The sequence below is a fragment of the Pseudomonas sp. CH61 genome (assembly GCF_059429415.1).
In genome coordinates, this window is the sequence record NZ_CM182098.1 from 5,304,346 (window position 1) to 5,322,673 (window position 18,328).

Genomic DNA, 18,328 nt, shown 5'->3' on the forward strand with positions numbered 1-18,328 from the left:
CCCGCGCGAGCGCTCCAGACGTGCCTTCGGAACCGCAGCAGGACCGGACGGGATTGCGTCCTCTTAAACGCCATTCGCGCCAGGCAAGACTCCCATTGGGCCAAGCCCTAACTAAAACAGGATTACTCATGTCCTTTGCTTCCCTCGGTCTCTCCGAGGCTTTAGTCCGCGCCATCGAAGATGCGGGCTATACCGAGCCTACTCCGGTGCAACAGCGGGCCATTCCCGCCGTGTTGCAAGGTCGCGACCTGATGGTTGCGGCACAGACAGGTACCGGTAAAACCGGCGGTTTCGCCCTTCCGATCCTGGAGCGGTTGTTCCCCAATGGTCACCCGGACAAATCCCAGCGTCATGGCCCGCGCCAACCGCGCGTACTGGTCCTGACCCCGACCCGCGAACTCGCGGCCCAGGTTCACGAGAGCTTCAAGATCTACGCCCGTGACCTGAAATTCGTCAGCGCCTGCATCTTCGGCGGCGTCGGCATGAACCCGCAGGTTCAGGCCATGTCCCGTGGCGTCGACGTGCTCGTTGCCTGCCCGGGTCGCTTGCTCGATCTGTGCGGCCAGGGCAGCGTTGACCTGTCCCACGTGGAAATCCTCGTCCTCGACGAAGCCGACCGCATGCTCGACATGGGTTTTGTGCACGACGTGAAGAAAGTCCTCGCGCGCCTGCCGTCCAAGCGTCAGAACCTGCTGTTCTCGGCGACGTTCTCCAAGGACATCACCGACCTCGCCGGCAAGCTGCTGCACAACCCGGAACGCATCGAAGTGACGCCGCCGAACACCACGGTCGAGCGCATCGAACAACGCGTCTTCCGTCTGCCAGCCAGCCACAAGCGTGCGCTGCTGGCGCACCTGATCACCGCCGGCGCCTGGGAACAGGTGCTGGTCTTCACCCGCACGAAGCACGGCGCCAACCGTCTGGCCGAGTACCTGGACAAGCACGGCCTGCCGGCTGTGGCGATCCACGGTAACAAGAGCCAGAACGCGCGCACCAAAGCGCTGGCCGACTTCAAGGCCAACCAGGTACGCATCCTGGTTGCCACCGACATCGCCGCACGCGGTCTGGACATCGATCAGTTGCCACACGTGGTCAACTTCGAACTGCCGAACGTCGATGAAGATTACGTTCACCGTATCGGCCGTACTGGCCGTGCCGGTCGTTCGGGCGAGGCGATTTCGCTGGTTGCCCCGGACGAAGAAAAACTGCTGAAAAGCATCGAACGCATGACCAAGCAGAAAATCGCCGACGGCGACCTGATGGGCTTCGATTCGAGCACCATTGAAGCCGAGAAGCCGGAAGTGCGTGAGCGTCCGGACGTGCGTAACCCGCGCAATCCACGTGGCCCACGCGGTGACGGGCCGAATGGCGGCGGTGGCGGCGGTCGTAAAGACAAAGGCAAGGACAAGGGCAAAGAGAAGCCGGCCGGTGAACGTGGCGAGCGCCCTGCCCGTCAGCAGAAACCGCGCGAAGGCACCCCGGCCCGCGAACAGCGTCCGAGCCAACCGCCACGTGCGGCGGCTGATCGTGCACCGGACGAGTTCCTCGACGACGATGTGGATAACTTCGGTAATCGCGTTGACTACGTGCCCAAGCCTGCCCCGGCTGGCGGTCGCGGCCGTCGTCCAGGCGCACCGGCTCAAGGTGCTGGCGCAGGTTCGGGCGCACCACGCGGCGGTCAGTCGCAGGGTCGCCAGAACGGTCCGCGCAACAGCAACGGCTCGAGCACCGGCACCCCGCCCGCCAAACGCAGCGGCGGCCCGCGCAACGGCGCACCGCGTGATGGTCAGTCGGGGCGTCGCGACGATTCCGCCTCGTCGTCGCGCAACCGCCGTCCGGCCCGTGACGATCAGCCACGCAGCGAGCCAGCCGTGCAGAACCCGCGCAGCAACGGCCCGAAGATCATGCACAAGGAATCGAAAGCCGACCGCTTCCCGACGCCTGAGCAGCTCGATCAACTGCCAAGCCGCCCGCGTGGCGAAAAACCAGCGCTGCTGACCCGCAATCGCTGAGTTAACGCCGCCATGAAAGATGCCCCGACTCGCAAGAGCCGGGGCATTTTTTATGGCGCTACAAATACCCCTGAATCACCGCATATCCCCTGTGGGAGCGAGCCTGCTCGCGAAAGCGGTCATTCAGCCAACATCATTGCTGACTGACCAGCCGCCTTCGCGAGCAGGCTCGCTCCCACACGGGATGTGTGTGTGTCGCAGGCAATAAAAAACGCCCCCGGCCTTTCGACCGGGGGCGTTTTTATGTGGCGAGCGAAAGTTATTTAACTTTCACGCCTTCCAGCGAGATGTCCAGATCCGCAGTTTGCGAGGTAGGACCTGGGCCCTTGATCCCGAAATCGTTCAGGTTCAGGGTGGTCTTGGCGTTGAAGCCAGCACGCTCGCCGCCCCATGGATCCTTGCCTTCGCCGTTGAATGTGGCTTTGAAGGTTACAGGCTTGGTCACGCCGTGCAGGGTCAGGTCGCCAGTCACGTCAGCCGTCTTTTCACCGGTCGATTTAACGGCGGTGGAGACGAACTTGGCATCAGCAAACTTGCCAACGTCGAGGAAGTCTTTGCTGGCGATGTGCTTGTCACGTTCAGCGTGGTTCGACCACAGGCTGGCGGTTTTCACATCAACCGAGATCTTGCTGGCTTCAGGCTTGGCCGAATCCCACGAGAAAGTACCGTCGAAATCCTTGAAGATACCGTGGATGAAGCTGTAACCCAGGTGGCTGATTTTCCAGTCAACGAAGGCGTGCTGACCTTCCTTGTCGATTTTGTAGTCCGCAGCCATGGCCTGACCAGCCGAGAGCAGTGCAGAACCGATTGCCAGAGCGGCCAGAGTCTTTTTCAACATGCTTTCTTTTCCTTTGAGTCGAGGTTGAATTTCAGGCTTTGCGACCGAGCATTCGCGTCAGGGTCGCATCACGATCGATAAAGTGGTGCTTCAATGCTGCCAACGCATGGAGACCGGAAAAAATTACCAGTGCCCACGCCAGCCAGAGATGAATCACCCCAGCGGTATCTGCCTGATCCGGTAGCCCGGAAACCAGTGCAGGAACTTCAAACAGGCCAAACACCGGGATCCCGACACCGTCTGCGGTGGAAATCAGGTAACCGGCAAGCATCACAGCGAACAGCGCCAGATACAGAAACCCGTGGCCGAACTTGGCGCCGATACGGGTCATGCGACTGTAGCTTTGCAGCGTCGGCGGCGGCGGGCTGATAAAGCGCCACAGCACCCGCAACACCATCACACCCAGCAGCACCAGTCCGATGCTCTTGTGCAGATCCGGCGCCTCTTTGCGCCAGCTGCTGTAGTAATCCAGCCCGACCATCCACAGACCCAACGCGAACAGCCCGAAGACCACCAGCGCCACGCCCCAGTGCATGAAGATGCTGACCCAACCATAGCGCGAAGAAGAGTTACGTAGCTGCATTGCCCAAATCCTGTGAGAACTGCGAACCAAGACTAGCGAGTTATCTATCGAATTAAAGCGGAAAATTTCGCTTTGAAATATCGAGAAATACGATCAAGAGTCTGGAAGTGGCGTGTTAAGGAAAGATTAAAGGCGATTTGTCCGCACAGCGCTCGGGCCATGCTGCTCGATTCTCGCGGGCTGACCCGACGCTCCCCGGAGCAGGTGGCGATCACAGGAAGGTCGTCGCCAGAGAAATTCTCAATCGATAACTATGTATCGCTAGTTGTACGTCTGCACCTGCTCAAATGATGACTCAATCATTCTTTGAGAAGGTCAACAATATGGCTCTTCGTTACAGCCCCTTTCAAGCAAGTGGTACTTCCGAGTTACCGCCCAACCAGACCCTGACCCCAGGCCAATATCTGCAATCCGAAAACGGGCGATTTCGCCTGATATTGCAGAGCGATGGCAACCTGGTGATGAAAGAAGGCGAAGCAGTAGTCTGGATTGCCGATAACAAGCAGCCTTACAGTTTGACTTTGCATCCAAAAAAGATGCGTGAGCCACTGCAGTTTGTCATCAGCAATAACGGTTTTCTCTACGACCCTTCCCGACGGCGCCTATGGATTGCTGAAAGCACTCACAGCCTCGACAAATCGCTCTGGTACAACACGTACATGACGCTCCAGGACGATGGCAACCTGGTCATCTACGATCAGCGCAACGGGAATCTGCGCTGGGCCCGCTTCGGATTTGTACCCGGACGAATTCGAAAACCCAAGCAAAGATGGCTCAGGAAGTTGCCGAACGGCACGGAGTTCTTCAAATGGGACTTTTAACAGGCCTGAATGTTTGTGATTGATTAGTTTTTGAAAACTGCTGGCGGCTGTAAACAATCAGCACTATAGGGATCTATCTTGCATTGATGGGCAAGTTCAGCGCCGTAACCCCCAGGAAAGAAACGCCCATTGGCACAACCAGAAAGTGTCATCAACAGAAGTATTGCAATTAGCCTTTTCATCAAGCGCCTCCAATTTTTTCAAGCATAAAGTTGGAGATCAGGCACCCGCTATCGTTTCGTTCTGATTGTTTTGTGGGAAGTGTCCTGCGCAAAGGTAAGCCTTGAGACTGCACCGGCAAGGATTGAAGTGCGCGCTTTTGGCAAAAAAAAACGCGGCCCGTGGTATGGCCGCGTTTTTTATTGAAGCAAAGGCTTACTGCGCCTTGGTCTCAGTGGTGGCTGCCGGCTTGGCCGCCGGCTTCTTCGCCGGTTCGGCCTTCTTCGCTGCCGGTTTTGCCGCAGGCTTTTTAGCCTCAGTCTTAGCTGCAGGCTTCTTCGCCGCAGGCTTGGCTGCTGCTTTCTTCGCCGGTTCGGCTTTCACCGGGGCCGCTGGCTTCGGCGCTTCCACCGGAGCTGGCGCTGGTGCCGGGGTCGGCGCAGGCGCTGGTGCTACCGGGGCTGGAGCCGGCTCTGGCGCCTTCACAGGCTCTGGCTTCTTCTCGTCATCCGAACCGCCGAACAGATTAGTGAAGAAGTTGCCCTTCTTCGCCGCCACGGCACCCGCCGCGCCCGCCGCTGCTGCAGCCGGCACCACTTTGGCTGGCTCGAACGATTTGCCCGCCGCCAGATCTTCAACCTGACTGGCCGCACGTTGACCGGTGCGCAATGCACCTTCCAGGGTGCCCGGATACAAGGTGTCGGTATGTTCGCCGGCGAACGTCACGCGTTGCAGCGGACGTTCCCACAGGCGCCAGAACTTGCTGATCTGGCCTGGGCCGTAAGCCAGGTACGCGCCGCCCATCGACGGGTCGGTGCTGTAGCGACGGATTTCATAACCGGTGAACGAGCCACGGGCCTGTGGATAAAACGCGTGCAGACGAATCAGCACCTGATCGACCATCTGCTTGTCGCCAAACGCCTGCATCACACGAGCGTTGTCGCCGGACAGGTTGATCACCACGTTGGCGCCGCCCTTCAGCGCAGGCTCGATCCACAACATGCCGAGGCCAGTGTTGCTATAAATCTCGCCGGACATGCGCGCCTTGCTTTCCCACACCGGCGTCTTGAACTTCAGCATGATCTGGTCGCGCCAGCCGTAGTTGGTGCCCTTGATCGCAGCCATGTGCTGGGCATCCAGCGCAGGCGTCAGGGCAATCTTGTTCAGTGCACGCAACGGCACGGCTAACACGACGTAGTCAGCCTGATAGCCAACACTGCCGACCTTGACGGTCACGCCGTCCTTGTCCTGAACGATCGCCGACACCGGCGAGTTGGTCTTGATGGTTTTGATCTGTTTGACGAACGCCTGCGCCAGCACCTGGCTGCCGCCGACCAGACGCGAAGCGCGCAGGTCGCGGTCGGAGATGCCGCGATACACGCGGTTCTGCTGAGCGAAGTACAGCAGCGACAGACGCGAAGGCTCGTCGTAGTGCGTGCGGATGTCCTGGTTGATCAGCTGACGCGCGGTGGCCGGCAGGTTCTGCTTGTCGAGCCAGCTCGATACGGTGATCTGGTCCAGCGCGTGCAGGGTGCTGGTCGCCGCCGGGTTTTGCGGATCGTCGATCGAACGTGCCAGATCGTCGAGGGTTTTCTGATAGCGCTTCAGAGCATCGGCGGTGGCCGGCTGCTTGGTCGCCAGATCGGCAGCAGAGAAATACTCGCCGTCGATCAGGTAGCCCGGGGTCCGCACGAATTCCGGCGCAGGCGTGGTACCGAGTTTGAAGGTCGAGACGTACTTGTTCAGCACCGGCTGCGTCTTGTCGTTGCCGATCCACTCGCTGGTGGCCATACCGGAGCGACCGCCCAGGCTCGGCTTGGCTTCCAGCAGGGTGACCTGCCAGCCTTTGTTTTGCAGTTCGTAAGCGGCGGTCAGGCCCGACAGGCCGCCGCCGATCACGATTGCAGTTTTATCCTTGGCCAGCGCTGTAACGCTGAACAGCCCCAACATCACCAGCGCACAGGCGCGCAGCCAACCGACAGACATTCAGCGAACTCCGGAAATACACGTAGGAAAAAGCACTTTTGCGGGTCAGACGACCCAAAGAACCGCGAAGAATACGTTAGCCATCAAAACGCCGCCAGCGACGTCTATCGGCTCATACAAAGTAGCTCAATCGACACAATGGGTTGTCCCCGCGCGACGCATTGCATAGGCTTGCGCGATTGTTTGCCCGCGCCTGACGCGAGCCGCCTCGAGGAGACTGTAAATGGGCCTGAATAACCAGTGGATGCAACGCGACCTCGCGGTGTTGTGGCATCCCTGCACCCAGATGAAAGACCACGAACAGCTGCCGCTGATCCCGATCAAGCGCGGCGAAGGTGTCTGGCTCGAAGACTTCGAAGGCAAGCGCTACCTCGACGCCGTCAGCTCCTGGTGGGTCAACGTTTTCGGGCACGCCAACCCGCGGATCAACCAGCGCATCAAGGATCAGGTCGATCAACTCGAGCACGTGATTCTCGCCGGTTTCAGCCATCAACCGGTGATCGAGCTGTCCGAGCGTCTGGTGAAGATGACCCCGGAAGGCCTGAACCGGGTGTTCTACGCCGATAACGGTTCGTCCTGCATCGAAGTCGCGCTGAAAATGAGCTTTCACTATTGGCTCAACCGCGGCCAACCGAACAAGAAGCGCTTCGTCACCCTGACCAACAGCTACCACGGCGAAACCATGGCGGCGATGGCGGTCGGCGACGTGCCGCTGTTCACCGAAACCTACAAAGCCCTGCTGATGGACACCATCAAAGTGCCGAGCCCGGATTGCTACGGGCGCCCGGAAGGCATGAGCTGGGAAGAGCATTCGCGCAACATGTTCGCCGCCATGGAACAGACCTTGGCTGATAATCATGACAGCGTCGCGGCAGTGATCGTCGAACCGCTGATTCAGGGCGCCGGCGGCATGCGCATGTATCACCCGGTGTATCTGACCTTGCTGCGCGAGGCCTGCGACCGTTACGGCGTGCACCTGATCCTCGACGAAATCGCCGTTGGCTTCGGTCGCACCGGGACGATGTTTGCCTGTGAACAGGCCGGCATCCGTCCTGACTTCCTCTGCCTGTCGAAAGCCCTGACCGGCGGCTATCTGCCGCTGGCGGCGTGCCTGACCACCGACGAGGTTTACAGCGCTTTCTACGACGACTATCCGACCCTGCGCGCGTTCCTGCATTCACACAGCTACACCGGCAATCCGCTGGCGTGCGCGGCGGCACTGGCGACGCTGGATATCTTCGAGCACGACAACGTCATCGAGAACAACAAAGCGCTGGCCCAGCGTATGGCCTCGGCGACGGCGCATCTGGTCGATCATCCGAATGTGTCGGAAGTGCGCCAGACCGGCATGGTCCTGGCCATCGAGATGGTCAAGGATAAAGCCACGAAAGAGGCCTACCCTTGGCAGGAGCGCCGTGGTCTGAAGGTGTTCCAGCATGCGCTGGAGCGGGGCGCGCTGTTGCGGCCGCTGGGCAGCGTGGTGTATTTCCTGCCGCCTTACGTGATCACCCCGGAGCAGATCGACTTCCTCGCCGAAGTCGCCAGCGAAGGCATCGACATCGCCACGCGTGACAGCGTCAGCGTCGCAGTGCCGAAAGACTTCCATCCCGGCTTCCGCGATCCGGGCTAACCGTAACTTCTCATTCCCACGCTCCGCGTGGGAATGCAGCCCGGGACGCTCCGCGTCCCAAAGCGGACGCAGAGCGTCCATTGAGGCATTCCCACGCAGAGCGTGGGAACGATCTAATCTGAGAGACCCGAAATGAGACTGTCCCGCTTCTTTATCGACGCCCCCCTGAGCACCGGCGAACACGAACTGCCGGAAGCCCAGGCGCATTACATCAGCCGCGTGCTGCGCATGGCCGAGGGCGATGCGGTGCAGCTGTTCGACGGTTCCGGCAATGAGTTTCGCGGTTCCCTGCTGGAAGTCGGCAAGAAGCGCGTGACCGTGCAGATCGACGAGCAATTCGCCGGTCAGGCCGAATCGCCGCTGCACATTCACCTCGGCCAGGGCCTGTCCCGAGGCGAGCGCATGGATTGGGCGATTCAGAAAGCCACCGAGCTGGGCGTGAATGAAATTACGCCGATCTTCAGCGACCGCTGCGAAGTCCGTCTCAAGGACGAACGCGCCGACAAACGCCTGCTGCACTGGCGTCAGGTGGCGATCAGCGCGTGCGAGCAATGTGGGCGCTCGCGGGTGCCGGTGATTCATCCGCCGGTGTTGCTGGCGGACTGGATCAAGCAGACCGAAGCCGAGTTGAAGCTGGTGCTGCACCCGGTGGCCGAGCCGTTGGTGAGTCATGCCAAACCGGCGACGCTGGCGTTCCTGATCGGGCCTGAAGGTGGTTTGACGGACGCCGAAGTCGAGCAGGCCAAAGGCAACGGCTTCCACGCCGCCCGCCTCGGCCCACGGGTGTTGCGTACAGAGACGGCCCCGGTGGTTGCACTGGCGGTGGCCCAACAGCTTTGGGGTGATTTCTAAACCTTTTTGCCGGACTGATCGTTCCCACGCTCTGCGTGGGAATGCAGCCCGGGACGCTCCGCGTCCCAAACAGTGTGACGCAGAGCGTCACAGGAGGCGTTACCACGCAGAGCGTGGGAACGATCAGTCAGCCGGGCTACAGAACGTAAAACAGAATCGCCACAAAGTGCAGCAAACTCCCGGCAATCACGAACAAATGCCAGATCCCGTGCGCATGCCGCAGCCTATGATCCAGGGCAAAAAAGATAATCCCCACCGTGTACAAAACCCCGCCCGACGCCAGCCAGGCAAACCCTGTCGTGCCCAACGCCGCAATCAACGGCTTCACCGCCACCAACACAATCCAGCCCATCACCGCGTAAATCACGATCGACAGAATCCGCGCCTCCGAACGCGGTTTGATCTCTTGCAGGATGCCGATCAACGCCAGCCCCCAGACAATCCCGAACAACGTCCAGCCCCACGGCCCGCGCAGGGTTACCAGGCAGAACGGCGTGTAGCTACCGGCAATCAGCAGGTAGATCGAAAAGTGATCGACCTTCTTCATGATCGCTTTCTTGCGCCCGCGCACGCTGTGGTACACGGTCGAAGCGCTGTAGAGCACCAGCAAGGTAAACGCATAAATCGCCACACTGACGATCTTCCACGGGCTGCCGTCGAGGCTGGCGATCACCAGCATCCAGACGCCACCAATAAATGCCGCCACCGCCCCGACCAGATGGGTCCAGGCGTTCAATCGTTCTCCGTGATACATGTATTGCTTACCTCATATTCATTACCGCAGCGCGCAAGGCTCGGGCCTTGAGCGTAAAAGCGCAATCAAAAGATCGTAGCCTTCGGCAGCTCCTACCTTCGAACGCATTCCAATGCAGGAGCTGCCGAAGGCTGCGATCTTTTGATCTTCAAGGCACAATCGACGCATTCCAAAAAGAGTCCGCGCCATGCTGATCGACGAAGAATTGACCCTGAAAAAACTCGAGGTGTTCCTCGCTTTCATGCGCACCGGCAACCTCGCCCGCGCTGCTGCCGAACTGCAGACCAGCAACGTCAGCGTGCACCGCGCCATTCATTCGCTGGAAAGCGCCTTGCGCTGCCCACTGTTCAAGCACGAAGGCCGCAACCTGACACCGCTGGAAAGTGCTTACGTACTCGAAGAGCGTGCACAGAAGCTGATCAACGACGTCGTCGAAAGCGTACGCCTGACCCGCGAAGCGGCCGGCTTCTCGGCTGAACGCTTCAAACTCGGCTCGCTGTATTCGCTGACGGTGAAAACCGTACCGCAACTGATCATGGGCCTGAAAATCCGCCGCAGCGAACTCAACATCGACCTGATCCTCGGCTCGAACATCGACCTGCTCTACAAGCTGAAGAACATGGAAGTCGACGCAATTCTGGTGTCACTGGATGACAGCATCAATGACCCGGATTGCGAGCAGATTGCGTTGTTCTCCGACGACATCTTCCTCGCCACACCGGCGGATTCAAAGTTCGCCCAGCGCAGCGAGGTGGATCTGGCCGAGGTGCGCGATGAAACCTTCATCACCCTGACCCAGGGCTTTGCCACGCATCAGGACGGTAACCGGGTATTCAAGCAGGCGGGGTTCGAGCCGAAGGTGGCGATGCAGGTGAATGATATTTTCACGCTGCTGAGCATGGTCAGTTCGGGGGTGGGTTATGCGTTGCTGCCAGGGCGGATTGCGGCGGTGTATGAAAACAGGGTGAAGCTGATTCCGTTGCAGGAGAAGTACCGGTTGCAGCAGCACATTGGTGTGGTGTTTTTGAAGGCCAAGGAAAGGGATCCGAATTTGCTGGCGTTGTTGGCGGAGTGTCGGATGTATGCGAATCGCCAGATCACCCCATGATCGTTCCCATGCTCCGCGTGGGAATGCCTCAATGGACGCTCCGCGTCCGCTTTGGGACGCAGAGCGTCCCGGGCTGCATTCCCACGCAGAGCGTGGGAACGATCAGTTAGAGGCTCAGCCCACAATCCCGCGAACAATGAAGAACAACAACGATGGCCCAAGCAAACACCCAAGCCCGGTATGAAACGTAGCCGTCAACGCCCCATAAGGCACCAACCGCCGATCCGTCGCCGCCAACCCAGCTGTAACGCCGCTGACAGTCCCGGCCAGCCCACCAAACACCATCGCCGAACGCGGGTTATCCAGGCCCATCCAGCGCGCCGCGACCGGCGTGCCGACCATCACCAGAATCGCCTTGATCAACCCGGTGGCAATCGACAGCGCCATCACATCCGACGTCGCGCCAATCGCCGCACCGGTCACCGGCCCGACGATATAGGTCACCGCGCCCGCGCCAATGGTGGTCATGCTCACCGCATCGCGATAACCGAACGCCCAGGCCATACACGCGCCGACAATGAACGGCAAAATCGTGCCAAGCAGCAAGGCAATCACACCAATCAACCCGGCCTTCTTCGCCTCGGTCGCCTGCACTTCAAATGCCGTGGCCACAATCGCAAAGTCACGCAGCATCGCCCCGCCCATCAGGCCGATCCCGGAGAACAACGTCAAGTCCGCCAGACCTTTCTGGCCGCCAGTCATGGTGCCGCCGACCCACGCCAAAACCAGACCAATAACGATGGCAATCGCCGAGCCGTGAATGCGCCCGAACGTCAGGCGCTTGGAGAGCACCACTGACACCCACATGATCACGCCGACGAAGGCGAATGCGGTAACCAGCCCGTTGTGTTCCAGACCTTTCTCGATGAGATCCCACATATCAGCGGCCTCCTACTGGGGTGCCGACCGGGGAAATTTCCGCCGGTTCGTCGGGCAATGGCTCGCCTTTATGCGTGCGGCTAATCAAGGCAATCGTGCAACCACAGACCACCACCGAGCCAATCGCCGCCAACACCGCGACCGGGCCGCCGTGCAGCGCAGTGACGACGTTTTGCTGCGCGGCCATCGCCACCACCACCGGAATGTACATCGCGCCCCAGAAGCCGACGCCCATCTCGCATTCCTTGGTCATGCCGCCGCGTTTCTGCATCCACAACCGCGCGCAGATCAGCAGGATCATGGCGATGCCGACCCCGCCGACATTGGATTTCACGCCCAGCAACACGCCGAGCATGTCACCCATGATCACCCCTGCCAGCGTACAGATCGCGAGCAGCGCCACACCGTAAATAATCATTGTTGTAGTCCTCAAAGTGCATCGTCGAATGTTGTTTTTGTTGTTCGAAGCTTGAGTCGCGGCGGTTTAGAGTTGGCGGCTACCCTCCTCACGCAACAGCGCTTGCAGGGTGTCGAGGCGAGCACTGTCGAAGGCAGTCACGGTGCCTTGCTCGAACACCCGGCGCGCCAGCCCGGTCAGCACCGCACCGGGCGGCAGTTCGATCTGTAAACGTACGCCGCGCTCGTAAGCGCTTTGTACGGTGCCGCGCCAATCGACCACGCGGCACATGTTGAAGGCGAGGTCGTCGCGCAGCGCTTCTACTTTGGTCACAGGGCGTGCGCGGCTGCCGCTCAGGTAGGCGATTTTCGGAGTTTTCAGTTCGACTCTGGCGAAGGCTTCGGCGAGGGTTTGCGCCGGTTTTTCCAGCAGCGGGCAGTGCGACGGTACGCTTACCGCCAGACGTTTTGCCAGACCGGCGCCACGACTGCGCGCCAGTTCGGCCACGGCTTGCATGGCTTTGTCACTGCCGGCAATCACCACTTGGTTGTCGGCGTTGATATTGGCCAGATACACCGGCGAATCCTCGCTGTGCACCTGCGCCAGCAGCGTTTCGACTGTGGATAACTGCAGGCCGATGATCGCGGTCATGCCGTAGCCTTGTGGATAAGCCTGTTGCATCAACTCACCGCGCAGGCTGACCAGATGCAACGCGTCGCTGAAGCTCAAGGCGCCGGCAACCACCGCCGCCGGGTAAGCGCCGATGGACAGGCCGGCGACGTAATCCGCCGTGAGTCCGTCCTGCAATAACTGCCGTGAAGCCGCGACGCCAGCGATCAGTAGGCACAGCTGAACCGCCCTTGTCGTGCGCAACGCTGCGCTGGAATCCAGCAGCGATACATCTTCGCCGAGCACATCACTGGCCTCGGTCAACGTATCCCGAGGCAAGCGCTGCAGCATGCCCGCTTGCTGCGCGCCCTGGCCGGGGAACACCAGCAGACTGCTCACGCTGCCTGCTCCTGCGGGTTCCACGGGTCAGTCACCAAACAGGCCTGATACTCGTTTTTCAGCAGCACGCGTGCCGATCCGCTGGCCCACTCGCGCAATGCGACCGCACCGAACGGCGTCTGCAACTGCATGTCGATCCGGCACTCGGCTTGATCGAAAAGCTCCACGAGTTTGCGTGCCTGATTACGCGTGATCAGCTGCGGCGTACGCAGAATCAGATCGAGATCGCTGGCCGCGTGCATCGCGATAAAACCACTGGCCAATTCAAAGCCGACACTGCCGCTGGCACCCCAGACCCAACCGCAATCGTCGAGCATCGGCCGCAGTTGTTTGAGCGCGTGCATGACCGGCAAATCACGCTCGCAATCGACATGACAAAGCGCCTCGGGGCTGACTCGACAGGCAATCGAATCGACCGGCATAAACGCTGCCAGCCGCTGCTCGCGCAATACACCGCGCACGCCGACTGCGATAGAACCCTCATCGCTCAACGCGCGCCGCACCACCACCGGTTGCCCGGCGGCCAGCGACTCGACTGCCCACAGTGGCGCATCCGCCGGCAACTGCGCCGGAGTCATGCCCCAGAGCAGATCGTGGGCCAGAGGCGTATTCACCACTGCGCCCTCAGCAGTTCGCGAACCTTGCTGGAGGCCGCACGATTTTTTGCGCCGAGACGATTGCTCAGGTCAGTACTGGAAACATCGCTGATGGCTTGTTTCAGGCACTCGTTCACCCGCGCCAGATCCTCCGCCGTCGGCTGTTCAATCTGCTCAACCGACAGGGTTTCCCAAAGCAATCCGAGGCTCGCGTAACTGTCGATGTCATACGCCATCGGCGGCACACTGGCGGCCAACGCTTCCAATTCTTCAACACTACGCAACGTCACCCGCGCCGCCGACGCCTTGCCCATCGCATGCACCATCACACCCGGATCGCGCAACGCGATCAAACGATTGGCCTGATAACCATGCGCCAGAAAAGCCCCTGACATCGCCTTGCCAACCAACAGCGCAATCACCGAATGCCCGGCCAAACGTGCGCGGGCATAACTGTCCGCCGCACCGGCCAGTGCCTGATGAATGCCGAGCGCTTCTTCGCGCCGACCATAAGCCTGGCTCGGCACATCGACGATGGCGATGATCGGGCGCTTTTGCGCTTTATCACGATCAGCAGTGATCGCATCATCCACAGCCTTGGCCAGACCCCAGCCTTCGAGCAAGCCGACTTCGCCATTGCGAGCGCGAGGAAAGCGATTGTCCGGATCAGCGACCACAGCGATAAAACGCCCCAGCTCACCGTCAGCAACCCGCAGCGATGGCGGCAAACCCTCAACGGCTTTCGCCCCGGCGCTCAGGGCGTCGAACCAGTTCAAACCGCGCAATGAATAACCGCTCATGAGCGCTCTCCTTGATACAGATCGCGAACCACCGACGGTTCGATTTGCGGGTCAGTGTTCAGACTGCCAAGGCGTTGCAGGAACCATTCGGCGCGTTGGCTGCGCGGTTGCGCCGGCAAACCTTGCTGCAGTAATTCGCCGACCTGCTGACGAATCTTCGCCACGTCATCAGCGACATACCGATCCACCAGACCACTGGCAAACCGCTGCTCGCCGCCAGTCAGGCTCCAGATGAATGGCCGGTCGCGAGAATCGTATTCTTCGATCCCCGCTTCCTGTTCAATCACCTGCGGGCCGTTCAAACCGAGTCGTGCTTCCTGAGTCACCAGCAAATAGCTGCACAGCGCCGCCGCAATCGACATGCCGCCAAAGCAACCAACGCTACCCGCCACCACGCCAACCACCGGTTGGTACTGCTGCAAATCGACAATCGCCGCATGAATATCAGCAATCGCCGCCAGCCCGAGATTGGCTTCCTGCAAGCGCACACCCCCGGTTTCCAGCAGCAACACCGCGCGCGTCGGAATGCCTTTGCGGTTGTCTTCGGCGGCCAGTTCCAATGCGCCGGCAATCTTCGCCCCGCCGACTTCTCCAAGGCTGCCACCCTGAAACGCGCCTTCAATCGCGGCAATCACCACCGGCAAACCGTCGAGGCTGCCCTTGGCAATCACCACCCCGTCATCGGCCTGCGGCACCACGCCTTGACGTTCCAGCCACGGCGACATCACCCGTTGAAACGGATCGAGCAATTCGCGAAAACTGCCAGCATCGAGCAAGGCTTTCGCCCGTTGTCGCGCGCCGAGTTCGACGAAGCTGTGTTTGTTGAGCAACGCTGCGCTGTCAGTCATGGCCGATCTCCTCGAAACCTTGTTCCAGCCGCAAACGCACCACCCCCGGCGTCGCGCCGAAATCGTGGATATCGATGGCCATCGCCGGCGGCGTGGTGCCGTCGAACATCCGCGCAAACAGATGCTGCCAGCGCAGCTGCGCGCCGTTGACCGAGGTTTGCACATTGATCGTCAGCTTGCCGGCCAGGCCCGGTTCGATCAGCACTTCCAGATCACCCGAGCCGACACAACCGACCAGCGCACGACCGCGTGGCGGCTGCCCGGCGGGGAATTCAAACGATAGGGTTTCCATCAAAACGCTCCCTGAAGAATGCCGTCGCGCTCGATACGATCGAGCAGCAGCGTGGCGGCGAGCAAGTCGGCGGCGCCACCGGGCGAGGCATTCAATGCGATGAGTTGTTGATCCAGTTCATGCAGCCGGCGGCGACCGCTGAGGCTGGCGCTGCCACCCGCGTCGAGCACCGCTTGCGCACCGTATTGCATGGCGTGCAGACCCTCTTCGCCGGCGCGGTAGAGCACGCAGGTGTCGGCGAGGTCAGTCATGATCGCGAGCAAGGCGTCGAGGCGAGCGTTCTGTTCGCCGCTGGCGTTGGCGCGGCTGCGTTTGAGTTGTGGCAGGCCGCGTTGCAGCACCGAAGGGAAGCCGAGCTGCGCCTCTTCTCGGGCACCGCGTGCGCCGTAACGCAGGGCGACTTGGGCGCCGTGGCTCAAAGGTTTTGGTGCGTAGCGGTCGTCCAGCAAGGCCAGCCGTGCGGCGCGCAGGGTCACGGCATTGGCGCTGGAGGATTGCGGCTCCAGTGCAGCGGCCGTCACCAATAATCCCAGCGCCCAAATGGCGCCGCGATGCGTGTTCACGCCGTTGGTGGTCGTGAGCATCGCTTGTTCACCTTCACGGCCGATGCGGCCAATCGCTTCGCGCAACGTTGAATCGACTTCGCCGATTGCAACCGCCGCTTCAGCCATCTCCTTGAACGCCGGCCACAACGACAGCGCCGAAGCGTGCATCAGACCCAGATGCAAATCGGTGTGGGCGCCATTGCCGCGACGGTCGACCAGCGCCGGTTTCGGCGACAGATCGGCTTCGTCGATCAACGCGTCCACCGCCAGATCAGCCAATCGATCAGCCAGAGAAAGCGGTTTCGCTTGCAGATTAAATGCGTGCATTACCAGCTCCTGAATTTGGCGGGCGGGTTGTACAGGCCGCCGGACCACTCGACCAGATCGGCCACGCTCTTCGCTGCGAGCAGTTCGCGGGTGGCGTCGGTGCGGCGGATACCGAGGTCTTCGGGCAAGGCGATCAGGCCTTCGCGGCGCATACGTTCGGTGTCTTTCGGGTTGTGGCGCAGGCCGATGGCGGTGACTCCCGCGACCGCAGCGATCATCGCCTGGCGCTCTTCCAGCGAGCGCGCCTTGTACAGGTAGGCGATGCCTTCTTCGGTGAGCAGGTGGGTGACGTCGTCGCCGTAGATCATGATCGGCGCCAGCGGCATGCCGCTTTTCTTCGCCACTTCGACCGCGTCGAGGGTTTCTACGAAGGTCGGTTTGCCGCCCTCCTGAAAGGTCTCGACCATTTGCACCACGAGTTTCTTGCCGCGTTCGAGCATCGGTTGCTGCGAATCGTCGTGGCGCATGTCCAGCCACGCCGGAGTGCCGTGACGGCGACCGCGCGGGTCGTGGCCCATGTTCGGCGCACCGCCGAAACCGGCGAGGCGGCCACGGGTCACGGTTGAGGAATGGCCATCGCCATCGACTTGCAGCGTCGCGCCGATAAACAGGTCCACCGCGTATTGCCCGGCGAGTTGGCAGAACATCCGGTTGGAACGCAGCGAACCGTCGCGGCCGGTGAAGAACACGTCCGGGCGCGCGGCGATGTAGTTTTCCATGCCCAGTTCGGTGCCGAAGCAATGCACGCTTTCGACCCAGCCGCTCTCGATCGCCGGGATCAACGTCGGGTGCGGGTTGAGCGTCCAGTTGCGGCAGATCTTGCCTTTTAGGCCGAGGGATTCGCCGTAGGTCGGCAGGATCAATTCGATGGCGGCGGTGTTGAAACCGATGCCGTGGTTGAGCGACTGCACGTTGTGTTTTTCGTAGATGCCACGGATCGCCATCATCGCCATCAGCACGTGCACAGGCTTGATGTGGCGCGGGTCACGGGTGAACAGCGGTTCGATGTAGAACGGCTTGTCCGCCACCACGACGAAATCGACCCACGACGCCGGGATGTCCACGCGGGGCAGCTCGCTGACGTCGTCGACCAACTGGTTGACCTGGACGATGACAATGCCGTCGCTGAACGCCGCCGGTTCGATCAATGCGGGGGTGTCTTCGGTACTCGGGCCGGTGTAGATGTTGCCGGCGCGGTCGGCCATGAAACCGGCCGAGAGCACGACGTTGGGGATCAGGTCCACCACCAGCCGGGCGTAGAGTTCGATGTAAGTGTGAATCGCGCCGACTTCCAGCAGGCCGTCTTCGAGCAATTGGCTGATGCGCAGGCTCTGGGTGCCGGCGAAGGAGAAATCAAGCTTGCGGGCGATGCCGCGTTCAAACAGGTCGAGGTGCTCGGAGCGACCGACGCTGGGCATGATCATGTGCAGGTCGTGGAGCTTTTCCGGGTCGGCCTTGGCCAGCGAACGAGAAAGAAAGTCCGCTTGCTTCTGGTTGTTGCCCTCCAGCACCACACGGTCGCCGGGATGGATCAGCGCTTCGAGCGCGGCGACGATCTTGTCGGTGGGCAACACCACACCGTCGGCCAGCCCACGCACCTTGTCGAGGCGGCGCTGCTTCTCATCGCGCCGCCGCGTCCAGCGCGAGTCGGGGGAAATTGTTGTTGTCATGCTCACTCCACGGGGTTCGCTGTCGTGGAGCTAAGGTAGGCGTGTGGGGTGGGGGCATCAATCAAGCGCGGTGGTGAATCGTTACGGTCAGGGTAACGATCAAGAGCGCCCTCACCCTAGCCCTCTCCCGGGGGGAGAGGGGACCGATTGGGGGATATTCGGGAATTGCGCCGACCTGGGAATGTTGTACTGAATCCAGAAATTACTAGGTTTACCAGATCCA

General features: G+C 60.8%; 18 protein-coding genes. 5 read left to right on the plus strand and 13 right to left on the minus strand.

Annotation, left to right across the window (positions count from 1 at the left end; genetic code table 11):
• Nucleotides 1-128 precede the first annotated feature (128 nt).
• The gene (rhlE2, locus tag AC5SEM_RS23870; RefSeq protein WP_495471413.1) at nucleotides 129-2,012 is read left to right on the plus strand and encodes an RNA helicase RhlE2; all 1,884 of its coding nucleotides are present in this window, start codon (nucleotides 129-131) and stop codon (nucleotides 2,010-2,012) included.
• A 259-nt stretch (nucleotides 2,013-2,271) separates the two neighbouring features.
• Here the strand turns inward: rhlE2 and AC5SEM_RS23875 are convergent, their stop codons facing one another.
• Both AC5SEM_RS23875 and AC5SEM_RS23880 read right to left on the minus strand, forming a co-directional pair.
• The gene (locus tag AC5SEM_RS23875) at nucleotides 2,272-2,850 is read right to left on the minus strand and encodes a YceI family protein (protein WP_495471414.1); all 579 of its coding nucleotides are present in this window, start codon (nucleotides 2,848-2,850) and stop codon (nucleotides 2,272-2,274) included.
• Between the two features lie 31 nt (nucleotides 2,851-2,881).
• Nucleotides 2,882-3,433 (minus strand): cytochrome b, encoded by a 552-nt coding sequence (locus AC5SEM_RS23880; protein WP_077574882.1) that lies wholly within the window; start codon nucleotides 3,431-3,433, stop codon nucleotides 2,882-2,884.
• A gap of 323 nt (nucleotides 3,434-3,756) precedes the next feature.
• Between AC5SEM_RS23880 and AC5SEM_RS23885 the strand changes: the two genes are divergently transcribed.
• Nucleotides 3,757-4,254: a hypothetical protein gene (locus AC5SEM_RS23885; RefSeq protein WP_495471415.1), complete on the plus strand. Its 498-nt coding sequence runs from the start codon at nucleotides 3,757-3,759 to the stop codon at nucleotides 4,252-4,254.
• A gap of 375 nt (nucleotides 4,255-4,629) precedes the next feature.
• On the opposite strand, the gene AC5SEM_RS23890 is transcribed toward AC5SEM_RS23885, so the two are convergent.
• Nucleotides 4,630-6,399, minus strand: coding sequence for a flavin monoamine oxidase family protein (locus AC5SEM_RS23890; protein WP_495471416.1), 1,770 nt, complete (start codon nucleotides 6,397-6,399; stop codon nucleotides 4,630-4,632).
• Nucleotides 6,400-6,622: 223 nt separating this feature from the next.
• Between AC5SEM_RS23890 and AC5SEM_RS23895 the strand changes: the two genes are divergently transcribed.
• Both AC5SEM_RS23895 and AC5SEM_RS23900 read left to right on the plus strand, forming a co-directional pair.
• Nucleotides 6,623-8,029, plus strand: a complete 1,407-nt coding sequence (locus tag AC5SEM_RS23895; RefSeq protein WP_495471417.1) for an adenosylmethionine--8-amino-7-oxononanoate transaminase — start codon at nucleotides 6,623-6,625, stop codon at nucleotides 8,027-8,029.
• A 132-nt stretch (nucleotides 8,030-8,161) separates the two neighbouring features.
• Nucleotides 8,162-8,881 carry a 16S rRNA (uracil(1498)-N(3))-methyltransferase gene (locus AC5SEM_RS23900; protein WP_212620857.1) on the plus strand — a complete coding sequence of 240 codons (720 nt, stop codon included), beginning with the start codon at nucleotides 8,162-8,164 and terminating at the stop codon, nucleotides 8,879-8,881.
• A 136-nt stretch (nucleotides 8,882-9,017) separates the two neighbouring features.
• Here AC5SEM_RS23900 and trhA read toward each other — a convergent pair whose 3' ends face one another.
• Nucleotides 9,018-9,635, minus strand: a complete 618-nt coding sequence (trhA, locus tag AC5SEM_RS23905; RefSeq protein ID WP_025109169.1) for a PAQR family membrane homeostasis protein TrhA — start codon at nucleotides 9,633-9,635, stop codon at nucleotides 9,018-9,020.
• A 187-nt stretch (nucleotides 9,636-9,822) separates the two neighbouring features.
• Here trhA and AC5SEM_RS23910 point away from each other — a divergent pair, with 187 nt between their 5' ends.
• Nucleotides 9,823-10,743, plus strand: coding sequence for a LysR family transcriptional regulator (locus AC5SEM_RS23910; protein ID WP_463398484.1), 921 nt, complete (start codon nucleotides 9,823-9,825; stop codon nucleotides 10,741-10,743).
• Between the two features lie 114 nt (nucleotides 10,744-10,857).
• On the opposite strand, the gene madM is transcribed toward AC5SEM_RS23910, so the two are convergent.
• The 9 genes from madM to mdcA form a co-directional block, all read right to left on the minus strand.
• Nucleotides 10,858-11,622: a malonate transporter subunit MadM gene (madM, locus tag AC5SEM_RS23915; protein ID WP_007913704.1), complete on the minus strand. Its 765-nt coding sequence runs from the start codon at nucleotides 11,620-11,622 to the stop codon at nucleotides 10,858-10,860.
• 1 nt (nucleotide 11,623) lies between these two features.
• Entirely contained in the window at nucleotides 11,624-12,040 is a 417-nt protein-coding gene (madL, locus tag AC5SEM_RS23920) for a malonate transporter subunit MadL (RefSeq protein ID WP_038358777.1), read from the minus strand.
• Nucleotides 12,041-12,106: 66 nt separating this feature from the next.
• Entirely contained in the window at nucleotides 12,107-13,027 is a 921-nt protein-coding gene (gene mdcH / locus AC5SEM_RS23925) for a malonate decarboxylase subunit epsilon (protein ID WP_495471418.1), read from the minus strand.
• Nucleotides 13,024-13,644 (minus strand): malonate decarboxylase holo-ACP synthase, encoded by a 621-nt coding sequence (locus AC5SEM_RS23930; protein ID WP_495471419.1) that lies wholly within the window; start codon nucleotides 13,642-13,644, stop codon nucleotides 13,024-13,026. The genes mdcH and AC5SEM_RS23930 overlap by 4 nt, the downstream gene beginning before the upstream one ends.
• Nucleotides 13,638-14,423, minus strand: coding sequence for a biotin-independent malonate decarboxylase subunit gamma (gene mdcE / locus AC5SEM_RS23935; RefSeq protein WP_495471420.1), 786 nt, complete (start codon nucleotides 14,421-14,423; stop codon nucleotides 13,638-13,640). Before mdcE ends, AC5SEM_RS23930 begins: the two co-directional genes overlap by 7 nt.
• On the minus strand, nucleotides 14,420-15,271 hold the full coding sequence (locus AC5SEM_RS23940) for a biotin-independent malonate decarboxylase subunit beta (protein WP_160059749.1): 852 nt from the start codon (nucleotides 15,269-15,271) through the stop codon (nucleotides 14,420-14,422). The genes mdcE and AC5SEM_RS23940 overlap by 4 nt, the downstream gene beginning before the upstream one ends.
• On the minus strand, nucleotides 15,264-15,563 hold the full coding sequence (locus AC5SEM_RS23945; protein WP_007913697.1) for a malonate decarboxylase subunit delta: 300 nt from the start codon (nucleotides 15,561-15,563) through the stop codon (nucleotides 15,264-15,266). The genes AC5SEM_RS23940 and AC5SEM_RS23945 overlap by 8 nt, the downstream gene beginning before the upstream one ends.
• Nucleotides 15,563-16,435: a triphosphoribosyl-dephospho-CoA synthase gene (locus AC5SEM_RS23950; protein ID WP_495471421.1), complete on the minus strand. Its 873-nt coding sequence runs from the start codon at nucleotides 16,433-16,435 to the stop codon at nucleotides 15,563-15,565. Before AC5SEM_RS23950 ends, AC5SEM_RS23945 begins: the two co-directional genes overlap by 1 nt.
• Nucleotides 16,435-18,105: a malonate decarboxylase subunit alpha gene (gene mdcA, locus AC5SEM_RS23955; protein ID WP_007913685.1), complete on the minus strand. Its 1,671-nt coding sequence runs from the start codon at nucleotides 18,103-18,105 to the stop codon at nucleotides 16,435-16,437. Before mdcA ends, AC5SEM_RS23950 begins: the two co-directional genes overlap by 1 nt.
• Nucleotides 18,106-18,328: the final 223 nt, after the last annotated feature.

Coding starts and splice junctions, on each gene's coding strand:
- rhlE2 (WP_495471413.1), top strand. CDS start 129: ATGTCCTTTGCTTCCCTCGGTCTCTCCGAGGCTTTAGTCCGCGCCATC.
- AC5SEM_RS23875 (WP_495471414.1), bottom strand. CDS start 2,850: ATGTTGAAAAAGACTCTGGCCGCTCTGGCAATCGGTTCTGCACTGCTC.
- AC5SEM_RS23880 (WP_077574882.1), bottom strand. CDS start 3,433: ATGCAGCTACGTAACTCTTCTTCGCGCTATGGTTGGGTCAGCATCTTC.
- AC5SEM_RS23885 (WP_495471415.1), top strand. CDS start 3,757: ATGGCTCTTCGTTACAGCCCCTTTCAAGCAAGTGGTACTTCCGAGTTA.
- AC5SEM_RS23890 (WP_495471416.1), bottom strand. CDS start 6,399: ATGTCTGTCGGTTGGCTGCGCGCCTGTGCGCTGGTGATGTTGGGGCTG.
- AC5SEM_RS23895 (WP_495471417.1), top strand. CDS start 6,623: ATGGGCCTGAATAACCAGTGGATGCAACGCGACCTCGCGGTGTTGTGG.
- AC5SEM_RS23900 (WP_212620857.1), top strand. CDS start 8,162: ATGAGACTGTCCCGCTTCTTTATCGACGCCCCCCTGAGCACCGGCGAA.
- trhA (WP_025109169.1), bottom strand. CDS start 9,635: ATGTATCACGGAGAACGATTGAACGCCTGGACCCATCTGGTCGGGGCG.
- AC5SEM_RS23910 (WP_463398484.1), top strand. CDS start 9,823: ATGCTGATCGACGAAGAATTGACCCTGAAAAAACTCGAGGTGTTCCTC.
- madM (WP_007913704.1), bottom strand. CDS start 11,622: ATGTGGGATCTCATCGAGAAAGGTCTGGAACACAACGGGCTGGTTACC.
- madL (WP_038358777.1), bottom strand. CDS start 12,040: ATGATTATTTACGGTGTGGCGCTGCTCGCGATCTGTACGCTGGCAGGG.
- mdcE (WP_495471420.1), bottom strand. CDS start 14,423: ATGAGCGGTTATTCATTGCGCGGTTTGAACTGGTTCGACGCCCTGAGC.
- AC5SEM_RS23940 (WP_160059749.1), bottom strand. CDS start 15,271: ATGACTGACAGCGCAGCGTTGCTCAACAAACACAGCTTCGTCGAACTC.
- AC5SEM_RS23945 (WP_007913697.1), bottom strand. CDS start 15,563: ATGGAAACCCTATCGTTTGAATTCCCCGCCGGGCAGCCGCCACGCGGT.
- AC5SEM_RS23950 (WP_495471421.1), bottom strand. CDS start 16,435: ATGCACGCATTTAATCTGCAAGCGAAACCGCTTTCTCTGGCTGATCGA.
- mdcA (WP_007913685.1), bottom strand. CDS start 18,105: ATGACAACAACAATTTCCCCCGACTCGCGCTGGACGCGGCGGCGCGAT.